12 protein-coding genes are annotated in these 16,630 nt (G+C 68.6%); 5 read left to right on the top strand and 7 right to left on the bottom strand.

The window, feature by feature from the left end:
- Positions 1-23 precede the first annotated feature (23 nt).
- From alr to E8A74_RS18280, 4 genes are all read right to left on the bottom strand, one after another.
- Positions 24-1,169, bottom strand: a complete 1,146-nt coding sequence (gene alr, locus E8A74_RS18295) for an alanine racemase (RefSeq protein WP_136930307.1) — start codon at positions 1,167-1,169, stop codon at positions 24-26.
- A 172-nt stretch (positions 1,170-1,341) separates the two neighbouring features.
- A complete protein-coding gene (locus tag E8A74_RS18290) occupies positions 1,342-1,881 on the bottom strand; it encodes a hypothetical protein (protein WP_136930306.1) in 540 nt (179 codons plus the stop codon).
- Positions 1,882-2,483: 602 nt separating this feature from the next.
- Complete coding sequence (locus tag E8A74_RS18285; protein WP_136930305.1) at positions 2,484-3,074, bottom strand: GTP-binding protein; 591 nt, start codon at positions 3,072-3,074, stop codon at positions 2,484-2,486.
- An 11-nt stretch (positions 3,075-3,085) separates the two neighbouring features.
- Positions 3,086-3,568: a roadblock/LC7 domain-containing protein gene (locus E8A74_RS18280; protein WP_136930304.1), complete on the bottom strand. Its 483-nt coding sequence runs from the start codon at positions 3,566-3,568 to the stop codon at positions 3,086-3,088.
- A gap of 490 nt (positions 3,569-4,058) precedes the next feature.
- Here E8A74_RS18280 and E8A74_RS18275 point away from each other — a divergent pair, with 490 nt between their 5' ends.
- Both E8A74_RS18275 and E8A74_RS18270 read left to right on the top strand, forming a co-directional pair.
- On the top strand, positions 4,059-7,799 hold the full coding sequence (locus tag E8A74_RS18275) for a DUF3857 domain-containing protein (RefSeq protein WP_232379634.1): 3,741 nt from the start codon (positions 4,059-4,061) through the stop codon (positions 7,797-7,799).
- Entirely contained in the window at positions 7,796-8,059 is a 264-nt protein-coding gene (locus tag E8A74_RS18270) for a hypothetical protein (RefSeq protein WP_136930302.1), read from the top strand. Before E8A74_RS18275 ends, E8A74_RS18270 begins: the two co-directional genes overlap by 4 nt.
- Before the next feature lie 39 nt (positions 8,060-8,098).
- Here the strand turns inward: E8A74_RS18270 and carB are convergent, their stop codons facing one another.
- Both carB and E8A74_RS18260 read right to left on the bottom strand, forming a co-directional pair.
- A complete protein-coding gene (carB, locus tag E8A74_RS18265) occupies positions 8,099-11,470 on the bottom strand; it encodes a carbamoyl-phosphate synthase large subunit (RefSeq protein WP_136930301.1) in 3,372 nt (1,123 codons plus the stop codon).
- Between the two features lie 57 nt (positions 11,471-11,527).
- Complete coding sequence (locus tag E8A74_RS18260) at positions 11,528-13,063, bottom strand: ASKHA domain-containing protein (RefSeq protein WP_170229212.1); 1,536 nt, start codon at positions 13,061-13,063, stop codon at positions 11,528-11,530.
- A gap of 161 nt (positions 13,064-13,224) precedes the next feature.
- On the opposite strand from E8A74_RS18260, the gene rpmI reads away from it, so the two are divergent.
- Genes rpmI through pheS form a run of 3 tightly spaced genes read left to right on the top strand, consistent with a single transcriptional unit; the run spans position 13,225 to position 14,887 of the window.
- Positions 13,225-13,422 (top strand): 50S ribosomal protein L35, encoded by a 198-nt coding sequence (gene rpmI, locus E8A74_RS18255; RefSeq protein ID WP_136930299.1) that lies wholly within the window; start codon positions 13,225-13,227, stop codon positions 13,420-13,422.
- Between the two features lie 24 nt (positions 13,423-13,446).
- Positions 13,447-13,800, top strand: coding sequence for a 50S ribosomal protein L20 (gene rplT / locus E8A74_RS18250; protein WP_136930298.1), 354 nt, complete (start codon positions 13,447-13,449; stop codon positions 13,798-13,800).
- A 16-nt stretch (positions 13,801-13,816) separates the two neighbouring features.
- Positions 13,817-14,887 (top strand): phenylalanine--tRNA ligase subunit alpha, encoded by a 1,071-nt coding sequence (pheS, locus tag E8A74_RS18245; RefSeq protein WP_232379633.1) that lies wholly within the window; start codon positions 13,817-13,819, stop codon positions 14,885-14,887.
- Here the strand turns inward: pheS and E8A74_RS18240 are convergent.
- Entirely contained in the window at positions 14,878-16,245 is a 1,368-nt protein-coding gene (locus tag E8A74_RS18240; protein WP_136930297.1) for an ATP-binding cassette domain-containing protein, read from the bottom strand. The genes pheS and E8A74_RS18240 overlap by 10 nt on opposite strands.
- Positions 16,246-16,630 lie beyond the last annotated feature (385 nt).

The following is a 16,630-nucleotide window of genomic DNA, read 5'->3' as shown; positions in this document are numbered from 1 at the left end:
ACCGGGCCAGGCGCTCTCGATCGTCAGGGCTCGCGATAGAACCGCGGGACGCGCCGCGAGATGCTCGTCAGCACCTCCCACGGGATCGTGCCCGTCGTCTCGGCGATCTCCTCCGCCGTGATGACGTCGCGCCCGAGCGCGCCCTCCTGCTGCCCGAGGAACACGACCTCGTCGCTGATGCGCGCGCCCGGGATCTCCGTCATGTCGAGCATCGTCAGGTCCATCGACATCGTGCCCACCATCGGCACGCGCCGCCCGCGCACCAGCGCGTGTCCGCGGTTCGAAAGCTTCCGATCGAGGCCATCCGCGTAGCCCATCGGCACGGTCGCGATCACGCTCCGCCGCGGCGCCCGCCACGTGTACCCGTAGCCGATCGGCTCACCTGCCTCGACCGTACGCAGCGCGACGACCTCCGTCCGCACCCGGATCACCGGCTTGAGCTCCGGCGCGAGCCCGGGCACCGGCGACACGCCGAAGAGCGCGACGCCCGGCCGCACCGCATCGAAGCGCGCCTCCGAGAGCCGCATCGCGCCCGCGCTGTTCGCTGCGTGCACGAACCGCGGCGAAAACCCGCGCGCCCGCACGCGACCTCGCGCCTCCGCGAACCGCGCGAGTTGCTCCATCGTCGGCCCGAGATCGTCGCCGTCCGCGCACGCGAGGTGCGTCATCAGCCCGTCGAGCTGCACCTCCGGCCGACCGTCGAACGCGTCGAGCACGTCGTCGAGCTCCGACATTGTCACGCCGAGCCGCCCCATGCCCGTGTCCACCTTCAGGTGCACGCGCACGGGCCGACCTTCGCTCTCGTACCGCGCGAGCGTCGCGATGCGCTCGATCTGCCCGGCGTCGTAGACGACCGGCACGAGATCGCGCGCGAGGATCTCCTCCAGCCCCTCGCGCCGCGGCCCGTAGTAGCCGCCCATCACCAGGATCGGCACGCGGATCCCCGCGTCCCGGAGCTCGATCGCCTCTTCGAGCAGCGCCACGCACAGGCCCGGCATCCCGGCGCGCTCGAGCGTACGCGCGACGGCCGCCGAGCCGTGCCCGTACGCGTCGGCCTTGAGCACGCCCCAGATCGCCGGCTTCGTCTTGCCGTCGCCGAACATCTTCTCGAGGACGCGGTAGTTGTGCCGCAAGTGCGCGAGGTTCACCTCGGCGCGCGTCGGCCTCACGGCGTCTGCGGGTGCGGCCCTGCGCGGCTTCAACACCCGAATTGCACCTCGCCCCCCCTCATGGGGAGCCACCCCGTCCTCGTATGCGGGCAGCGACGTCATCTCGTTTGCCGATACCCATACGCCTAGCAAAACGTCAACATTCCGGGTCTTTTTGCCGCTGCGTCCGTGCTCAGAAGCACTTGCGCATGCAGCGCTTGTACTGCCCCGTGCATCCGCGCTCGCACGTCGCCGTCGTGCAGCCCGCCTTGCACTCGTTCCACGTCGCTTCGCAGGCCGCCGCGCAGGTGGATCCGGGCGGCGCCGACGACGTGTCCGTCGCTGCATCCGCGGACGCGTCGGCCGCTGGTCCCGACGTCCCTGCGTCCACTGCGAGCATCATCGGCGGCGGCGCGAGCGCGGTCGTCGGCTCGGGCACGGCGGACGCCACGCGCGGCTCCTCCGTGCCGAGGTCCGACTCTTCGAAGTCGCTCGCGCCGCTGAGCTGCTTCATGCGCAGCTTCGCGTACTCCACGCGATCACGCGTCTGTCCGAACGTGTAGAACTTCGTCCACTCTTCCCAGCACGCCTTCCGGATCGTGGGCTTGACGTGCTTCTCCATGTCGAGCGCCATGCAATGCTCGAAGCGCACATCGCCCTCGTACACGGCGTTGATGCTCGCGCCGCACGAGGCCGTCACGAGCGCCAGGACCCCGGCTGCACCGAGACGCACCCGCGTGATCGCCCTGGGCAAAGCCCTGCGGGGACGTGACGGCGTGGGCGATCTCGGCATCGACGGCGAGTCTACCGCGAAGGCCGTCTTTCGCAGACGACCTCGACCTTGCGTGAAAACTTCGCGATCTCGTTTGAACTTCGACCGAACATGGCCTACCTTCCCGCCCTCCCTACAGGAGCGGCCGTCCATCGCGCCGCGCAAGACGAGGAAGTCGGCTCATGTTCCTGATGCTCTCGAAGGGTCCTCGGAAGACCAACCGCAGCAAGTCGAAGCGCTACCGCGCAAAGTTGAAGGCGAAGAACAAGGGTCGCCGCAACCGGATCTACCAGCGCGGGTAAGCCCCCCGGGCTCTGCCCAACGCCAACGGCCGAAGACGTCTCCACGAGAGACCTTCGGCCGTTCGGCATTTTGTCGTCATGGAACGCAAATGCCTCGACTCCCTCACGCATGCAGCGTCGAAGGAGATCGAGGCGTATCAGCAGGCTGTCGAGAAACGCTGCAAACGCCCTGGAGCTAGGGAGGAGGACGCAGGAATACTTCCGTACTCCGAAGACGACGACCCACGATCCAGGGCGCGCAACTAGTTTGTCGGCAGCCTGCTAGGGGCCGCCCTTGCGCAGCTCGGTGAGGACGAGCTTGGCGACGGCCTTCAGCGTGTCGAACACGCCAACGCCGGTACGCGCGACGCCCTCGTAGTCAGGGACGTTCATCGGGTTGAGCTTCTGGCGAAGCTCCTCGACGGTGGCGACCTCGGGCAGGTCCCGCTTGTTGTACTGGATGACGTACGGGATCTTCTCGAGCTTGTAGCCCTGCTCCTCGAGGTTCGTCTTGAGGTTCTCGACGGACTCCTCGTTCGCTTCCATGCGCTCGACCTGCGAGTCGGCCACGAACACGACGCCGTCGACGCCCTTCAAGATGAGCTTGCGGCTCGCGTCGTAGAAGACCTGACCGGGCACCGTGTAGAGGTGGAACCGCGTCTTGAAGCCGCGAATCTCGCCTAGCGCGAGCGGCAGGAAGTCGAAGAAGAGCGTGCGATCCGTCTCGGTCGCAAGCGAGATCATCTTCCCCTTCGCGTCGGGGTTCGTGCGCTCGTAGATGTACTGCAAGTTCGTCGTCTTCCCGCACAAACCCGGGCCGTAATAGACGATCTTGCAGTTGATCTCGCGCGCCATGTAGTTGATGAAGCTCATCGCGCGCGCTCCTAGTCGTTGAAGAGGTTGTCGATGTCTTCGTCGGTGATCTCGGCGAACGGAGAATCGGCGCCGGGATCCGCGACCTTCTTCAAGAGCGCCTCGAAGATGTTGTTCAGCTCCTCGCTCGCCCGGCGAACGCGCAACCGCACGAGGCCCAGGCTGGACTTGGAGTCGAAGATCACCACGAGGATGACGCGGTTGCCGACGAGCTGGATGTGGATGTTCGCCTTCTCGCCCTCGTGGAACTGAGTCGCGAACTCGTTCTCCTTGAGGAGCTTCGCCATCCCGCCGGTGGCCGCGATGTTGCCGGCCGTCAGCGACGCGAGCGACGTGGTGTCGAGGTTGTCCACGTCGCCGCTCGCAGCGATCAGCTGCCCGTTCTTGTCAACGATGAAAACGACCTTCGCATTGGCGTCCTTGACGAGGCGATCCACGACATTCTGGATCTGATTGAACTCCTCCTCGTACATCACCATCTGAGGATTGACCATCGTTCCTCCGCCAGCGCTTCCGCGATGGGGTCTTCGTCTCGTTGCCTAGAGTGCTTTCGTTCCGCCGGATCCGCCGGAGGGCCCCGTCCCCAAATGACGGCGCGGGAGAGCCACCCTCGCGCACCCGCTCGAGCTCTTCGCACGGGCGCACATTCGACGCGTGCAGCGATGGTTCTATCCGAAGCAGGCGTCGCGGAGCAAGGTGGCCTTTCGGAACGAACGCGCAGATTCCTGCCCGACCCCTCCACGAGCGCCAAACCCGGAGCGCCTCCGCACCATGGCCCCCCGTGAGGATCGCGAAGGCTGGTAATGTGGATGACCACCCCATCCCACGCACATCAAGCGTTTCCCGCGACAACTCACAAAAAAGCCTCGAAAAAGCCGCCTTCCACACAGCGCGACGCACCCGCGTCCGCACGGTCGTGAAGCTCGCTGGAGCGGGCCGCGTCCTCCCCTTGACCAGCCGGTCATGGCACGGGATAGCCCGACGATGGCTCGGAAACGTGGTGCTCTCCTGGATCGCGCGACACGCGCGAAGGCACGGTTCGCCCTCGCGTTGACTTTCGCCTGCTGCGCGACCGCCCCGACGCACCCGGCGAGCGCAGAGGGCGGGACGATCCACCCCGACGTGCTCGAAGCGAGCGCCGCGATCGCCTCCGCGAAGGGCCCCGCCGCCTACACGGCGCTGCGTGACCTCTGGCGAACGTGGGATCGCGCGGACCCGACGCACGTCGAGGAGGCGATCGTCGCGGCGACGGAGAACAAGGCGCTCCCCGCGCCCGTGCGTGTCTACGCGGAGCTGCTCGGCGCGTACGCGAGGCGGCGCCGCGGTGACCTCGAAGGCGCGCTCGCGCGCATCGAAAAGCTCGGGTTCGTCGGCCGATACATGACCGTCGGCCCCTTCGACAACGACAACAAGACGGGCTTCGCGCTCGACTACCAGCCCGAAGCGGAGCTCAGCGAGGCGATCCCCGCGGGCCGCGCGTACGAAGGAAAGGAGCGCGCCGTGCGCTGGCGCGTGCCGCCGACGATGTCGTCGTACGGGTGGTTCGACTTCGGCGACATCCTGCGCCCGCGCGAGTCGGTCTGCGGCTACGCGACGACGTTCGTCCGCACGCGCCCCGGCACGAAGGCACGCAAGGCAACGCTGTGGATGGGCTCCGCGGGCGCGTTCAAGCTCTCCTACGACGGCGAGAAGATCCTCGAAGACGGGGCGTATCGCGAGCTCGACATCGACAGGCTCGCGACGACCGTGACGCTGCGCCCGACGTTCAGCCGCATCACGGTGAAGGTTTGCGGCGACGAGGAAGCTCCGAAGTTCGCACTGCGCATCGGCGACGAGACCGGCAAGCCCGACCTCGATGTCGAGGTGCGCGCGGACCTCGAAGCGAGCACCGAAGCCGCCGCCGCGATGAAGGAGCGCGCGAAGACGAAGGAGCCGAAGGAGCAAGGCCGCGGCGTCGTCGGGCCCGTGCAGGCGTTCGAAGCGCTCACATCCGGCAAGAGCCCCGCGCCCGCCGCGCTGGAGCAGTACGCGCGGTACCTCGCGATCACCGGCGGCGATCCGAAGGCCGAGCACAAGGCACGCGACCTCGCGCGCCGCGCCGCCGAGGCCGAGCCGACGGTACCGAGGCTCTTGCTCGCCGGCGAGCTCGCCGAAGATCGAAACCAGCGACGCTCGTGGGTCGAACGCGCGAGCACGCTCGCGAAGACGAACGAGGAGAAGCTCGACGTCCTGCTCTCGGAGGCGCACCTCGCGCGCACGGGAGCGAACTGGCGCGACGCGGTGCCGATCTACGAGCGCATCCTCGCGCTCGACCCGGACAACCTCGGCGGCACGCTCGGCCTGGTGGAGCTCTCCATCGAGGCGGGCCTCAAGCGCACCGCGCTCGGCATGCTCGAGAAGGCGGTGCAGAAGAACCCGCGCTGCGTCTCGCTCCTCTCCGCGCTCGCCGCGCAACTTCGTTCGCTCGGTCGTGACACCGAGGCCGAGGAGGTCGAGGCGCGATATGCCGCGCTGCGCTTCGACGACGCCGAATTCCTGAGCCAGAAGGTGGAGCTCGCGGTGGCGCGCCGTGATGCCGCAGGCGCGGAGCGATGGCTGAACCGCTTCCTCGGCGTCGACGCAGGCTCGGCGTGGGCGCGTGGCCTCGCGGCGCGCACGTACCGCGCGCTCGGCCAGAAGGACCGCGCGCTCGCGACGTATCAGCAGGCGCTCGCGATGGCGCCCGAGGACGTCCAGACGCTGCGCGCGCTCTCCGATCTCTACGGAGAGGAAGGCGATCGCGACAAGCAGCTCGACCTCTTGCGGCAAATCCTCACGATCGTCCCGCAGGCGAAGGAGGTGCGCGAGTACGTCGAGCACATCGAGCCGAAGGCGCCACGCGCCGACGAGGCGTACGCGTGGGCACCCGAGAAGTTCCTGCCGATGCGCAAGGAGCCCGCGCAGGGCTACCCGATGCGCTTCATGCGCAACCTCACGGTGACGACGGTCTACCCGAACGGCCTCGCGAGCCGTTTCCACCAGGTCGTCTTCCAGCCGCTCACCGACGAGAGCGCCGCATCCGCGCGCCAGTACGACTTCGCCTACGAGGCCGACCGCCAGACCGTCGATCTGCGCGCCGCGCGCGTCTACCGCGCGAACGGCAAGATCGACGAGGCGATCGAGAGCGGCGAGGGCGCCGCCGACAACCCCGCGATCTCGATGTACACGTCGCAGCGCGCGTTCGTCGTCCTCTTCCCGCGCCTCAACGCGGGCGACGTCGTCGAGCTGCGCTACCGCGTGGAGGACGTCGCGCCGCGCAACGAGAGGTCCGACTACTTCGGCGAGGTCCAGTACCTCCAGAACGATCACCCCATCGCGAGCAGCGAGTACGTCCTCATCACGCCGAAGGCGCGCCGCTTCTTCATCCGCACCGACCGGCTCCCCGGGCTCGTCGAGGATGTGAAGGAGGACGGCGACAAACGCATCTATCGCTTCACGGGGACGAACGTCCCGGCGCTCGCGCCCGAGCCCAACATGCCGCCGTGGTCCGAGGTGCTCGGCACGGTGCACGTCTCCACGTTCGACACGTGGGACGCGGTGGGCGCGTGGTACTGGGGCCTCGCGCGCGAGCAGTTCGACGTCGACGACGAGGTGCGCAAGCGCGCCCGCGAGCTCACGAAGGGCCTGACCGACGACGCCGCGAAGGTAAAGGCGATCTACAAGTTCGCCACGCAGACGCGCTACGTCGCGCTCGAGTTCGGCATCGAGGGCATCCGGCCGCGCCGCGCCGCGCAGACGCTCGCGCGTGGCTGGGGCGACTGCAAGGACAAGGCGACCTTGATTGTCACGATGCTGCGCGAACTCGGCATCAACTCGACGATCGTCCTGCTCCGCACGCGCATGCGCGGCGACATCGCCCCCGAGCCCGCGAGCCTCGCACCCTTCGATCACGCGATCGTCTACGTGCCGTCGATGGACCTCTACCTCGACGGCACGGCCGAGCACACGGGCTCGATGGAGCTGCCCGTAATGGATCGCGCGGCGATCGGTCTGCTCGTCAACGAGGGCAAACCCAAGCTCGTGCGGCTGCCGCAGCCGCCGCCGGAGCAGTCGCTCACGCGCCGCCACGTCGAGGTGACGCTCGCGGACGGTGGCTCCGCGCAGCTCGTGTCGGACGTGCAGGTGACCGGCGCGTACGCGCCCGACTGGCGCAGGCGGTACCTCGCCGAGGGCACGCGCAACGAACGCGCGTCGCAGGACCTCGCCTCGGACTTCGGCCCGATCGAGCTCGAAAAGGGCCGCGCGGGCGTGGAGACGAGCGACCTCGACGACGTGGAGCAGGCCGTGAAGATCCGCGCCCGCGGCAAGGCCACGAGCTTCGCGCGGCGCGAGGGCGACGCGCTCAGCGTGCCCGCCAGCATCACGCCGCGCCTCGTCGCCGAGCTCGCGCCTTCGTCGAAACGCACGCTCGATGTCACGCTCACGGCGCTCACGAGCCGTGAAGAAGAGTGGGTCATCAAGGTGCCCGCGGGCATGAAGGTCCGCGCAGCGCCCACGGCGCAGAAGCTCGACACGCCGTTCGGCGCGTTCCACGTCACGGTCGAGCAAGCGCCGGGCAAGGTCACCGTGCGGACGGGCTTGTCCTTCAAGAAGGCGCGCGTCACGCCGGCCGAGTACGAGGCGTTCCGCTCCTTCTGCGAGGCCGTCGATCGCGCCTTCGGCCAGCGCATCGTGGTGGGCAAGTGACCGAACGCGCGAGCACGCCGGAGGGGCCGCCGAAGCTACCCGAAGGCGTGCTCGCGGTGCGCCTCGGCCCGGGCGCGAACTGCTCGTCCGCGGGCAGCGCCATCGACATCCTCTTCTACGGGAGCGTCGTCGTCGGCGCGCTCGCCGTGGCCCTCACGGCCGCGCTGACGCCGCGCGAGCGCCGCGAACCGTCGGACGAGACCCACGACGGCGCGAACGACACGAACGAGAACGACACGAACGATCCGAACGGCACGTAGGCCGCCGGCGCATCGAACACCGGCGGCCCTCGCGGCCTCTCAGGACGACGGGTTCCACTCCTGGAGCGAGCGGACTCGGTACGAAGCACGCGCGTCGTGCGCGCTCGCCTCCATGACATCGATCACAGCCATCGCGGCCGCCATCGTCGTGAAGTACGGAACGTTGGCGAGCAAAGCATTCCGCCGGATCGGGTAGCTGTCGCGGATCGACCGCGCGCCGACCGTGGTGTTCACGACGAGCGAGACCTCGCCTGCCTTCATCGCGTCGACGACGTGCGGCGAACCCTCGTTCACTTTGTTGATGAGCGTCGCGGGGATCCGCGCGCGGGCGAGCGCCTGCGCCGTCCCGCTCGTCGCGAGGATCGTGAAGCCGAGCGCGCGCAGCCGCCGCGCGATGACACACGCCGCGGGTTTGTCGTCGTTCTTCACCGAGATGAACGCGCATCCCTTGTTCGGGAGCTGCATGCCCGAGGCCCGCAGCGCCTTGCCGAACGCGTGCGCGAACGTCGGCGCGATGCCCATCACCTCGCCCGTCGATCGCATCTCCGGACCGAGCTGCGTATCGACGCCCGGGAACTTCGCGAACGGGAAGACGGACTCCTTCACGGCCACGTGTTGCGGCATCACGCCGTCCGTGATGCCGAGCTCCGCGAGCGACTTGCCCGCCATCACCTGCGCCGCGATCTTCGCGAGCGGCCGGCCCGTCGCCTTCGACACGAAGGGCACCGTGCGCGACGCGCGCGGGTTCACCTCGAGGACGTAGATCGCCCCGCCCTTCACCGCGAATTGCACGTTCATCAGACCGATGACGCCGAGCTCCAGCGCTAGCTGCCGCGACTGCTCCTCGATCGACGCCACCACCTCGAGCGGCAGCGAATGCGGCGGCAACACACACGACGAGTCGCCCGAGTGGATCCCGGCCTCCTCGATGTGCTGCATCACGCCGCCGATCACGACCTCACGGCCGTCGCCGAGCGCGTCGACGTCCACCTCGATCGCGTCCTTCAAGAACTCGTCCACGAGGATCGTGTGCGTGCCGGCCTCGCGCGCGGCCTCGACCGCCGCGTGGATGTACGCCTCGAGCTCCTTCTCCTCGTGGCAGATCATCATCGCGCGCCCGCCGAGCACGTACGAAGGCCGCACGAGCACGGGGTAGCCGATCGATCGCGCCGCCCCGATCGCCTCCTCGACGCTCGACGCCACCGCCGCGCGCGGACGCTTCAGGCCAAGCTTCGTGAGCAGCGCGTCGAAGCGACCTCGATCCTCTGCGCGATCGATCGCGTCCGCGGGCGTGCCGAGGATCGGGATGCCGGCGCGCGCGAGCGGCACCGAGAGCTTTAGCGGCGTCTGCCCGCCGTACTGCACCACGACGCCGACGAGCTCGCCGTCCTTGCGCTCCTCGTCGCAGATCGAGAGCACGTCCTCGAACGTGAGCGGCTCGAAGTAGAGCCGGTCGGACGTGTCGTAGTCGGTCGAAACCGTCTCCGGGTTGCAGTTGACCATGATGGTCTCGAACCCGAGGTCCCGCAGCGCGAAGGCCGCGTGCACGCAGCAGTAGTCGAACTCGATCCCCTGCCCGATCCGGTTCGGACCGCCGCCCAGGATGATCACCTTGCGCCGTCCGCTCGGCGCGGCTTCGCTCTCGTGCTCGTACGTCGAGTAGAGGTACGGCGTCTTCGCCACAAACTCCGCCGCGCACGTGTCGACACGGCCGAACACCGCGCGCACGCCGAGCGTCATCCGAAGCGCGCGCACCTCGTCCTCCGTCCGCCCGACGTGCCGCGCGATCGCCCGATCCGAGAACCCGAGCCGCTTCGCATCACGCAGCGTGCCCTCGTCGAGCGTGCCCTTCTCCTTCGCGACCTCCGCGAGCATCCGCTCGAACCGCACGAGCCGATCGATCTGCGACAGGAACCAGCGATCGATGCGCGTCGCCTCGTACAGCGACTCCAGCGGGATCCCGAGCCGCACCGCGTCCGCCACGTAGAAGAGGCGATCGGCGACGGGCACGCCGACGATCTTCTCCAGCGCAGCGACCAGATCCTCGTGGCTCGCCGGCGGCATCTCCACGGGCACCGAGGGCTCGCGCGGCGCGTCCATCAACATGTCGCGCGCTTGGTTCGGGTCACTGCCTAGCTGCCGGTAGTCGACCTTGCCGAGCAGCGACTCCAGGCCATCACGCCCGATCTCCAGCGAGCGCGCCGCCTTCTGCAGCGCCTCGGCGAACGTGCGCCCGATCGACATCACCTCGCCGACGCTCTTCATCTGCGGCCCGAGCCGCCGATCCGCGCCGGGGAATTTTTCGAAGGCGAAGCGCGGCCACTTCACGACCACGTAGTCGATCGTCGGCTCGAACGCCGCGCTCGTGCCCGTGATGTCGTTCGTCAGCTCGTCGAGCCGGTAGCCCACGGCGAGCTTCGCCGCGATCTTCGCGATCGGATACCCCGTCGCCTTCGACGCGAGCGCGCTCGATCGCGACACGCGCGGGTTCATCTCGATCACCACGAACCGACCGTCCTCGGGGTTCACCGCGAACTGGACGTTCGATCCGCCCGTCTCCACCCCGATCTCCGTCATCACCGCGCGCGCCGCGTTCCGGAGCCGCTGGTACTCGCGATCGGTCAGCGTCATCGAGGGCGCGCACGTGATCGAGTCGCCCGTGTGCACGCCCATCGGATCGATGTTCTCGATCGAGCAGATCACGATGAAGTTGTCCGCCTTGTCGCGGATCACTTCGAGCTCGAACTCTTTCCAGCCGAGCACGCTCTCCTCGATCAGGGTCTCGTGCGTCGGCGACTGCTCGATCGCCCAGCGCACCTTCGCATCGAGCTCCTCCGGCCGGAACGCGATCCCGCCGCCCGAACCCCCGAGCGTGAAGCTCGGCCGCACGATCACGGGATACCCGAGCGGCGCGCCCCAGGGCCCCGACGTCTCGGCCAGCGCGCGCGCCTCCTCCACGCTCTTCACGTGTCCCGACCTCGGGCACGTGAGCCCGATGCGCTCCATCGCCGCCTTGAACAGCGCGCGATCCTCGGCCTTGCGGATCGCCGCGGGGCTCGCGCCGATGAGCTCGATCCCGAGCCGCGCGAGCACGCCTTCCGCGTCGAGCGCGAGCGCCAGGTTCAAGGCCGTTTGACCCCCAAGCGTCGGCAGAATCGCGTCGGGCCGCTCGTGTTCGAGGATCGCCGTCAACGTCGGTACGTCGAGCGGCTCCACGTACGTGCGGTACGCGAGCTCCGGGTCCGTCATGATCGTCGCCGGGTTCGAATTGACGAGGATGACCTCGTACCCCTCGGCCGCGAGCGCCTTCGCGCCCTGCGTTCCCGAGTAGTCGAACTCGCACGCTTGTCCGATGATGATGGGACCAGAGCCGATCAGCAGGATCTTTCTCAGATCGTCACGGCGCGGCATCGGGCGGGCGAGTTAGCACCGGAACGCGGCACCGTCGATGTGTGCGCGAGCGGTCGCTCAGAAATCGAGGCTCGCTACGAAGACATCCTGGAAATCATCACGGGTGGCGAGCTCCACGTGTCGGACCCGCGACCGGACATCCGCGAGCCTCGCCCGCGCCGCCTCCGGATCCCGCGCGAACACCGTCGCCCCTTCGAGCGAGGCGTTGCCCGCCGCGACGACCGCCGACGGATCCACCTCCGGCAGCATCCCGAGCCGGATCGCCACATCGTGGCGGAGGTGCGTCCCGAACGCGCCCGCCACCGCCACCCGCGCGAGGTCCTTGTCCCGGATTCCCGCCGTCATGCAGAGCAGCTTCGTCGCGGCCCGCAGCGCGCCCTTCGCGAGCTGCAACTCGCGAATGTCCATCTGCAGGAGATCCACGCCCCGCGCGAGCGTGATCCGATCCGCGCCCGACGCGATCGCACCGTCCTTCGCCACGATCCCCGCACGCACGAGCTCGCCCAGCACCTCGAGCAGCCCTGTCCCGCAGATCCCTTTTGCCTTCACCGTCCCGATCGTCGTCGGACGGATGGCCCCGTCGTCTCGCACCTCGATCCGCACGATCGCGCCTGGCTCCGCGCGCATCCCGACGGAGATGTTTCCACCTTCGAACGCTGGCCCCGCGGGCGTCGACGATGCGTAGAGCGAGCCCTCGTGCGCGAGCACGATCTCGGTGTTCGTCCCGATGTCGATGAGCATGCGCGGAGGTCCCGAACGATCGAGATCGGTCGCGAGCACCGCCGCGGCCGTATCACCGCCGACGAACGATCCGAGCAGCGGAAACGTCGTGAGCGTCTCCCCGGACAAACCAAGCTCCGCAGCCGGCCCGGTCCGCTCGTCGAAGAACGGCGGCGTGTACGGCGCTTCGGCCAGGCTCGTCACGTCCGCGCCCCAAAGCAGCGTCGTCATCGCGCTGTTCGCGGCCACGACCCACCGCCGGATCGCGCCGTCCTCCGGGAAGATCCGCCCTCGCGCCGCGCCTTCGAGGAGCCGCAGCGTCTCGCGCGCGTCCTCCGTCAGCTCCTCGCGCGCCTGCTTTCCTTGCAGCGCGTGCGTCAGCCGCGTCATCACGTCGTGGCCACGACGCACCTGCCGGTTCAGCACGCTCGCCTCGCCGAGCACCTCGCCCGTCGCCGGATCGATCGTCCGGAGCTGCACGCTCGTCGACCCGAGATCCACCGCGGCATCCACGATCTTCGGCAGCTCCCCGGCCGCGAGCCGCGTCACGGCAGGCGCCGCGCGCAGATCGAACCGGCTCTGCACCTCCACGGTGACGGGCGTGCGTGGCCGGATCCGGCACGAGAGCCGGAGGCCCTCGCGGAGCATCCCCTCGCTCAGCACCGCGCGGTCTTCCTCGGTCGGCGGCGCGTTCCCGGCGAGCACACGGACGATGCATTTTCCGCACGACCCCCGACCGCCGCAGGGCGCGTTGATCGCGATTCCGCGCGAATGCGCGACTTCCAGGAGCGAATGTCCAGCGTGGAAGCTCACGATGGTACGGACGGGGGATCCGTCGCTGGACGGCTCTTCGAAGGTGGCGCGGACGAGCATGGATGCGGAGGCTAGCTCTTGGGGACCTTCGCGGCCTTGACAACCCCCGCACCCGTCCGCCATAAAGCTCGCCCCGCCGCATCTACCTTGGTTTCGAACGGCGCTCCGACGGTCGGAGCGAGGCCAGGCAGAGCGCACCCTCACGGGAGCGAGAAGGCATCATGCCGAAGATGAAGACGAACCGGGCCGCCGCGAAGCGCTTTCGCGTCACTGGCACGGGCAAGATCCGCCGGAGCAAGGGCGGCTTGAATCACTGCATGCAGGAGAAGAGCAAGAAGCGCCTTCGCCGTCTCCGCAAGAACGACACCGTCGACACCGCGATGGAGGGGCGTGTGAAGCTCCTCCTCCCCTACCGCTGATCCCGAGCAAGAGAGGAGCGCCCAATGCCGAGAGTCAAGCGTGGGTTCAAAGCCCGTCGTCGTCGTAACCGCGTCCTGAACCTGACCGAGGGGTATTTCCTTGGCAGGAAGAACCGCTACCGCCAAGCCGTCGAGGTCCTGCGCCACGCGTGGGAGTACGGCTACGTCAGTCGCAAGCTGAAGAAGCGGGATTTCCGGCGCCTTTGGATCGTCCGCATCAACGCCGGTGCCCGCACGAACGGCACGACGTACTCCCGCCTCATGAGCTCGCTCAAGAAGGCGAACGTCACGCTCGATCGGAAGATCCTGTCCGAGCTCGCCATCCACGATCCGGCGTCGTTCGGCGCGGTCGTGAAGCTCGCGGGCGGAAGCCGCTAGGCAAGGAGGACGGGGCGTGAGCGCCGCGGATCCTGTCCAGGCGATCAAGGCCATCGAGGAGGGCCTGTCCGCGCTCGGCACGCGGTACCGCGACGCGTTCGCGGCCGCGACGAACGAGCAGGCCCTTCGCCTCGAACACGCCCGCGTCCTCGGCAAAAAGGGCGAGCTCACCGCCGTCCTCGCGCTGATGCGCCATGTCCCCGGCGACCAGAAAGCCACGGTCGGCAGCCGGGTCAATTCCTTCAAGGAAGAGGTCGAGGCCGCCTTCGAGGCGCGCCTCAAGGCGATCGCCCGCGCCACTCGCGAGGCCGAGCTGCGCGGACTCCCCTACGACCTCAGCTTGCCGGGCCGGCTCGAGCTCGGCCGTGGCCATTTCCATCCCATCGCGCAGGTTCGTGACGAGCTGCTCGCGATCTTCCGCGACCTCGGCTTCGTCGCCGAGGCTGGGCCCGAGATCGAGCTCGAAGAGAACAACTTCACGAAGCTCGCGTTCCCGCCCGATCACCCCGCGACGGACATGCAGGACAGCTTCTGGCTCGGGCCGGGCCTGCTCCTGCGCACGCACACGACGACGGTCCAGCCGCGTGAGTTTTTGCTCCGCAAGCCGCCGCTCGCCGTAGTGATGGCGGGCTCGGTGTACCGCCGCGACGACGACGTCACGCACTCGCCGATGTTCCACCAGATCGACGGCTTCCTCGTCGACGAGAAGGTGAGCTTCGCGGAGCTGCAGGGCGTCATCACGGCCTTCATCGAGCGCCTCTACGGCCCAGGCCTGCCGGTGCGGTTCCGGCCGAGCTACTTCCCGTTCGTCGAGCCTGGCGCCGAGGTCGATTGCGGCTGTGTCTTCTGCCGACAGGCCGACGGCACCTACGCCGGATGCCGCGTCTGCAAGCACACGGGGTGGCTCGAAGTGCTCGGCTGCGGGATGATCCATCCGGACGTCTTCCGTCAGTGCGGCCTCGATCCCGAGCGGTACAGCGGCTTCGCCTTCGGCATGGGCCTCGATCGTCTGGCGATGCTCCGCTACGGCATCCCGAACATCCGCCTGCTCTTCGAGAGCGATCCGCGCTTCTTGTCTCAGTTCTGAGCCGCGAGCGTCGTGGCCGAGACGGCTGACGCTCCCTCGAACGAGATCACCTCGTCCGCGATCGCGAGCGGCCCCGGCCGATGCGTCACGATCAGGATCGTCCGCGCGCCCCGCTGCGCCGCGAGCGCTGCGAGCACGCGCGCCTCGGCCTCGGCATCGAGCCCCGACGTCGGCTCGTCGAGCAAGAGCACCGGCTGATGGCTCGCGACCGCGCGTGCGATCGCCACGAGCTGCCGCTCCCCGCCCGAGAGCTCGTGCCCTCCGGCCGCCATCCTCGCCCCGCCACGCGCCTCGGCGAGCCCGAGCCCTCCGACGTCGGCGAGCGCGCGCCGGATCTGTGCGGCGGGCGCATCCTTCGCGCCGAGCCCCACGTTCTCCTCGATCGTCCCTGACACGATCGCCGCCTCTTGCGGCACCCACGCGAAGGGCCGTTCGTCCGGACCGACCCCTGCGCGCGTCAGCTCCTCCCCGTCGTACCGAAGCGCTCCTTCCGTCGCGGGCACGAGCCCGAGCAGCCCCCGGAGCAGCGTCGTCTTCCCGCTCCCGGTCGGACCTACGATCGCCACGATCCGCCCTGGCTCGGCCGTGAACTGCACAGCCCGCCCGTTCACGCCGCCCACGTCGAAACGCAGCCCTTCGACCGACAGACACGCCAGCCGAAACCGACTGCGCGCCCCTTGCACACTCGCCGCCTCGGCCGCTTCGAGCGCGGCCTCAGCGCCTCCGACCTGCACGCTTGCTTCGAGCGCCCCGAGCGACGCCGCGCCTCGCTCGATCGCCGTCCGCGCATCCCCGAGGTCGCGCAATGGCCGATACGTTAGAAAAAACACCGCCGCAAATGCGACGAGCGATCCATCGCCGAGGGACGGCTGCGACCGCTCGATCCACACGCACACGAAAAGCAAAGCGGCCGCGGCGAGCACCTCGTTCGCCCCCGAAATCGCGCCTCGGGTCGCTTCCGCCTGCGCGGCGGCGCGCCCGGCCTCGTCCCCTGCCCTTTCCAGCGCTGCATGCACGCGCCGGGCGGCTCCATACGTTCGCCATAGATCCAGATGCCGTACCAGCTCGTCTACAGCGGAATGCAGGCCCTCGGCGAGGCGCGCCGACCGCGCGTGATGCACCCGGACGAACCTCCTCGCGAAGGCCAGGATCAGCGCGAACGGCGCGAGCAGCAGGAGTGCGGCGATCGCGAGGCGCGAGGACAGGCAGAGAAGCGCCACGGCGAGCGGAACGAGGTGTGCAATCGCACGAGCGGCCGCGAGCACGCCTTCATCGGCGCCGCGCTCGACGTCGCGGATACGCACGGTGATCGCGGCGAGAGAGGCGGCGGCCGCGCTCGGCGGTTGCCCTTGAAGCACGATCGCGGCGGTGATCGTACGACGAATTGCGTTCCCGACCTGAAAGACAGCACGCTTCTGGCCGTAGATGGAGAAGGTGCTCGCTGCCGTCTTTACAAGGGACGCCCCGAGACCGATAGAAGCCAGAAAAATCGGATGATGCAGGGCGTCGCGGGGGTCGACAAGGGCGCTGAAGGAAGCAAGTTGCCTACCCATCAGCGCCTGTCCGAGAAGGCCAGCGCACGAAGCCAAGATTCCATGGGCTATCGCCTGCACCAGGGTAGCCCCAGAAAACATCCAACTGTTTCGCCGGTCGCGGCGGAGCTCGTGAACGACACGCACGACGAATGCCCGACTGGACGTGTTCTCAGTCGGCATCATCGACTACAACGGAGCGCGCAAGCAT

The sequence above is a fragment of the Polyangium fumosum genome, from assembly GCF_005144585.1.
GTDB classification, from domain to species: Bacteria; Myxococcota_A; Polyangia; order Polyangiales; family Polyangiaceae; genus Polyangium; species Polyangium fumosum.
The sequence above is the reverse complement of the archived record's forward strand: the minus strand, read 5'-3'. Positions and strand labels throughout refer to the sequence as shown.

Coding starts and splice junctions, on each gene's coding strand:
- rplT (WP_136930298.1), top strand. CDS start 13,447: ATGCCGAGAGTCAAGCGTGGGTTCAAAGCCCGTCGTCGTCGTAACCGC.
- E8A74_RS18285 (WP_136930305.1), bottom strand. CDS start 3,074: ATGAGCTTCATCAACTACATGGCGCGCGAGATCAACTGCAAGATCGTC.
- rpmI (WP_136930299.1), top strand. CDS start 13,225: ATGCCGAAGATGAAGACGAACCGGGCCGCCGCGAAGCGCTTTCGCGTC.
- E8A74_RS18280 (WP_136930304.1), bottom strand. CDS start 3,568: ATGGTCAATCCTCAGATGGTGATGTACGAGGAGGAGTTCAATCAGATC.
- E8A74_RS18275 (WP_232379634.1), top strand. CDS start 4,059: ATGGCTCGGAAACGTGGTGCTCTCCTGGATCGCGCGACACGCGCGAAG.
- carB (WP_136930301.1), bottom strand. CDS start 11,470: ATGCCGCGCCGTGACGATCTGAGAAAGATCCTGCTGATCGGCTCTGGT.
- E8A74_RS18260 (WP_170229212.1), bottom strand. CDS start 13,063: ATGCTCGTCCGCGCCACCTTCGAAGAGCCGTCCAGCGACGGATCCCCC.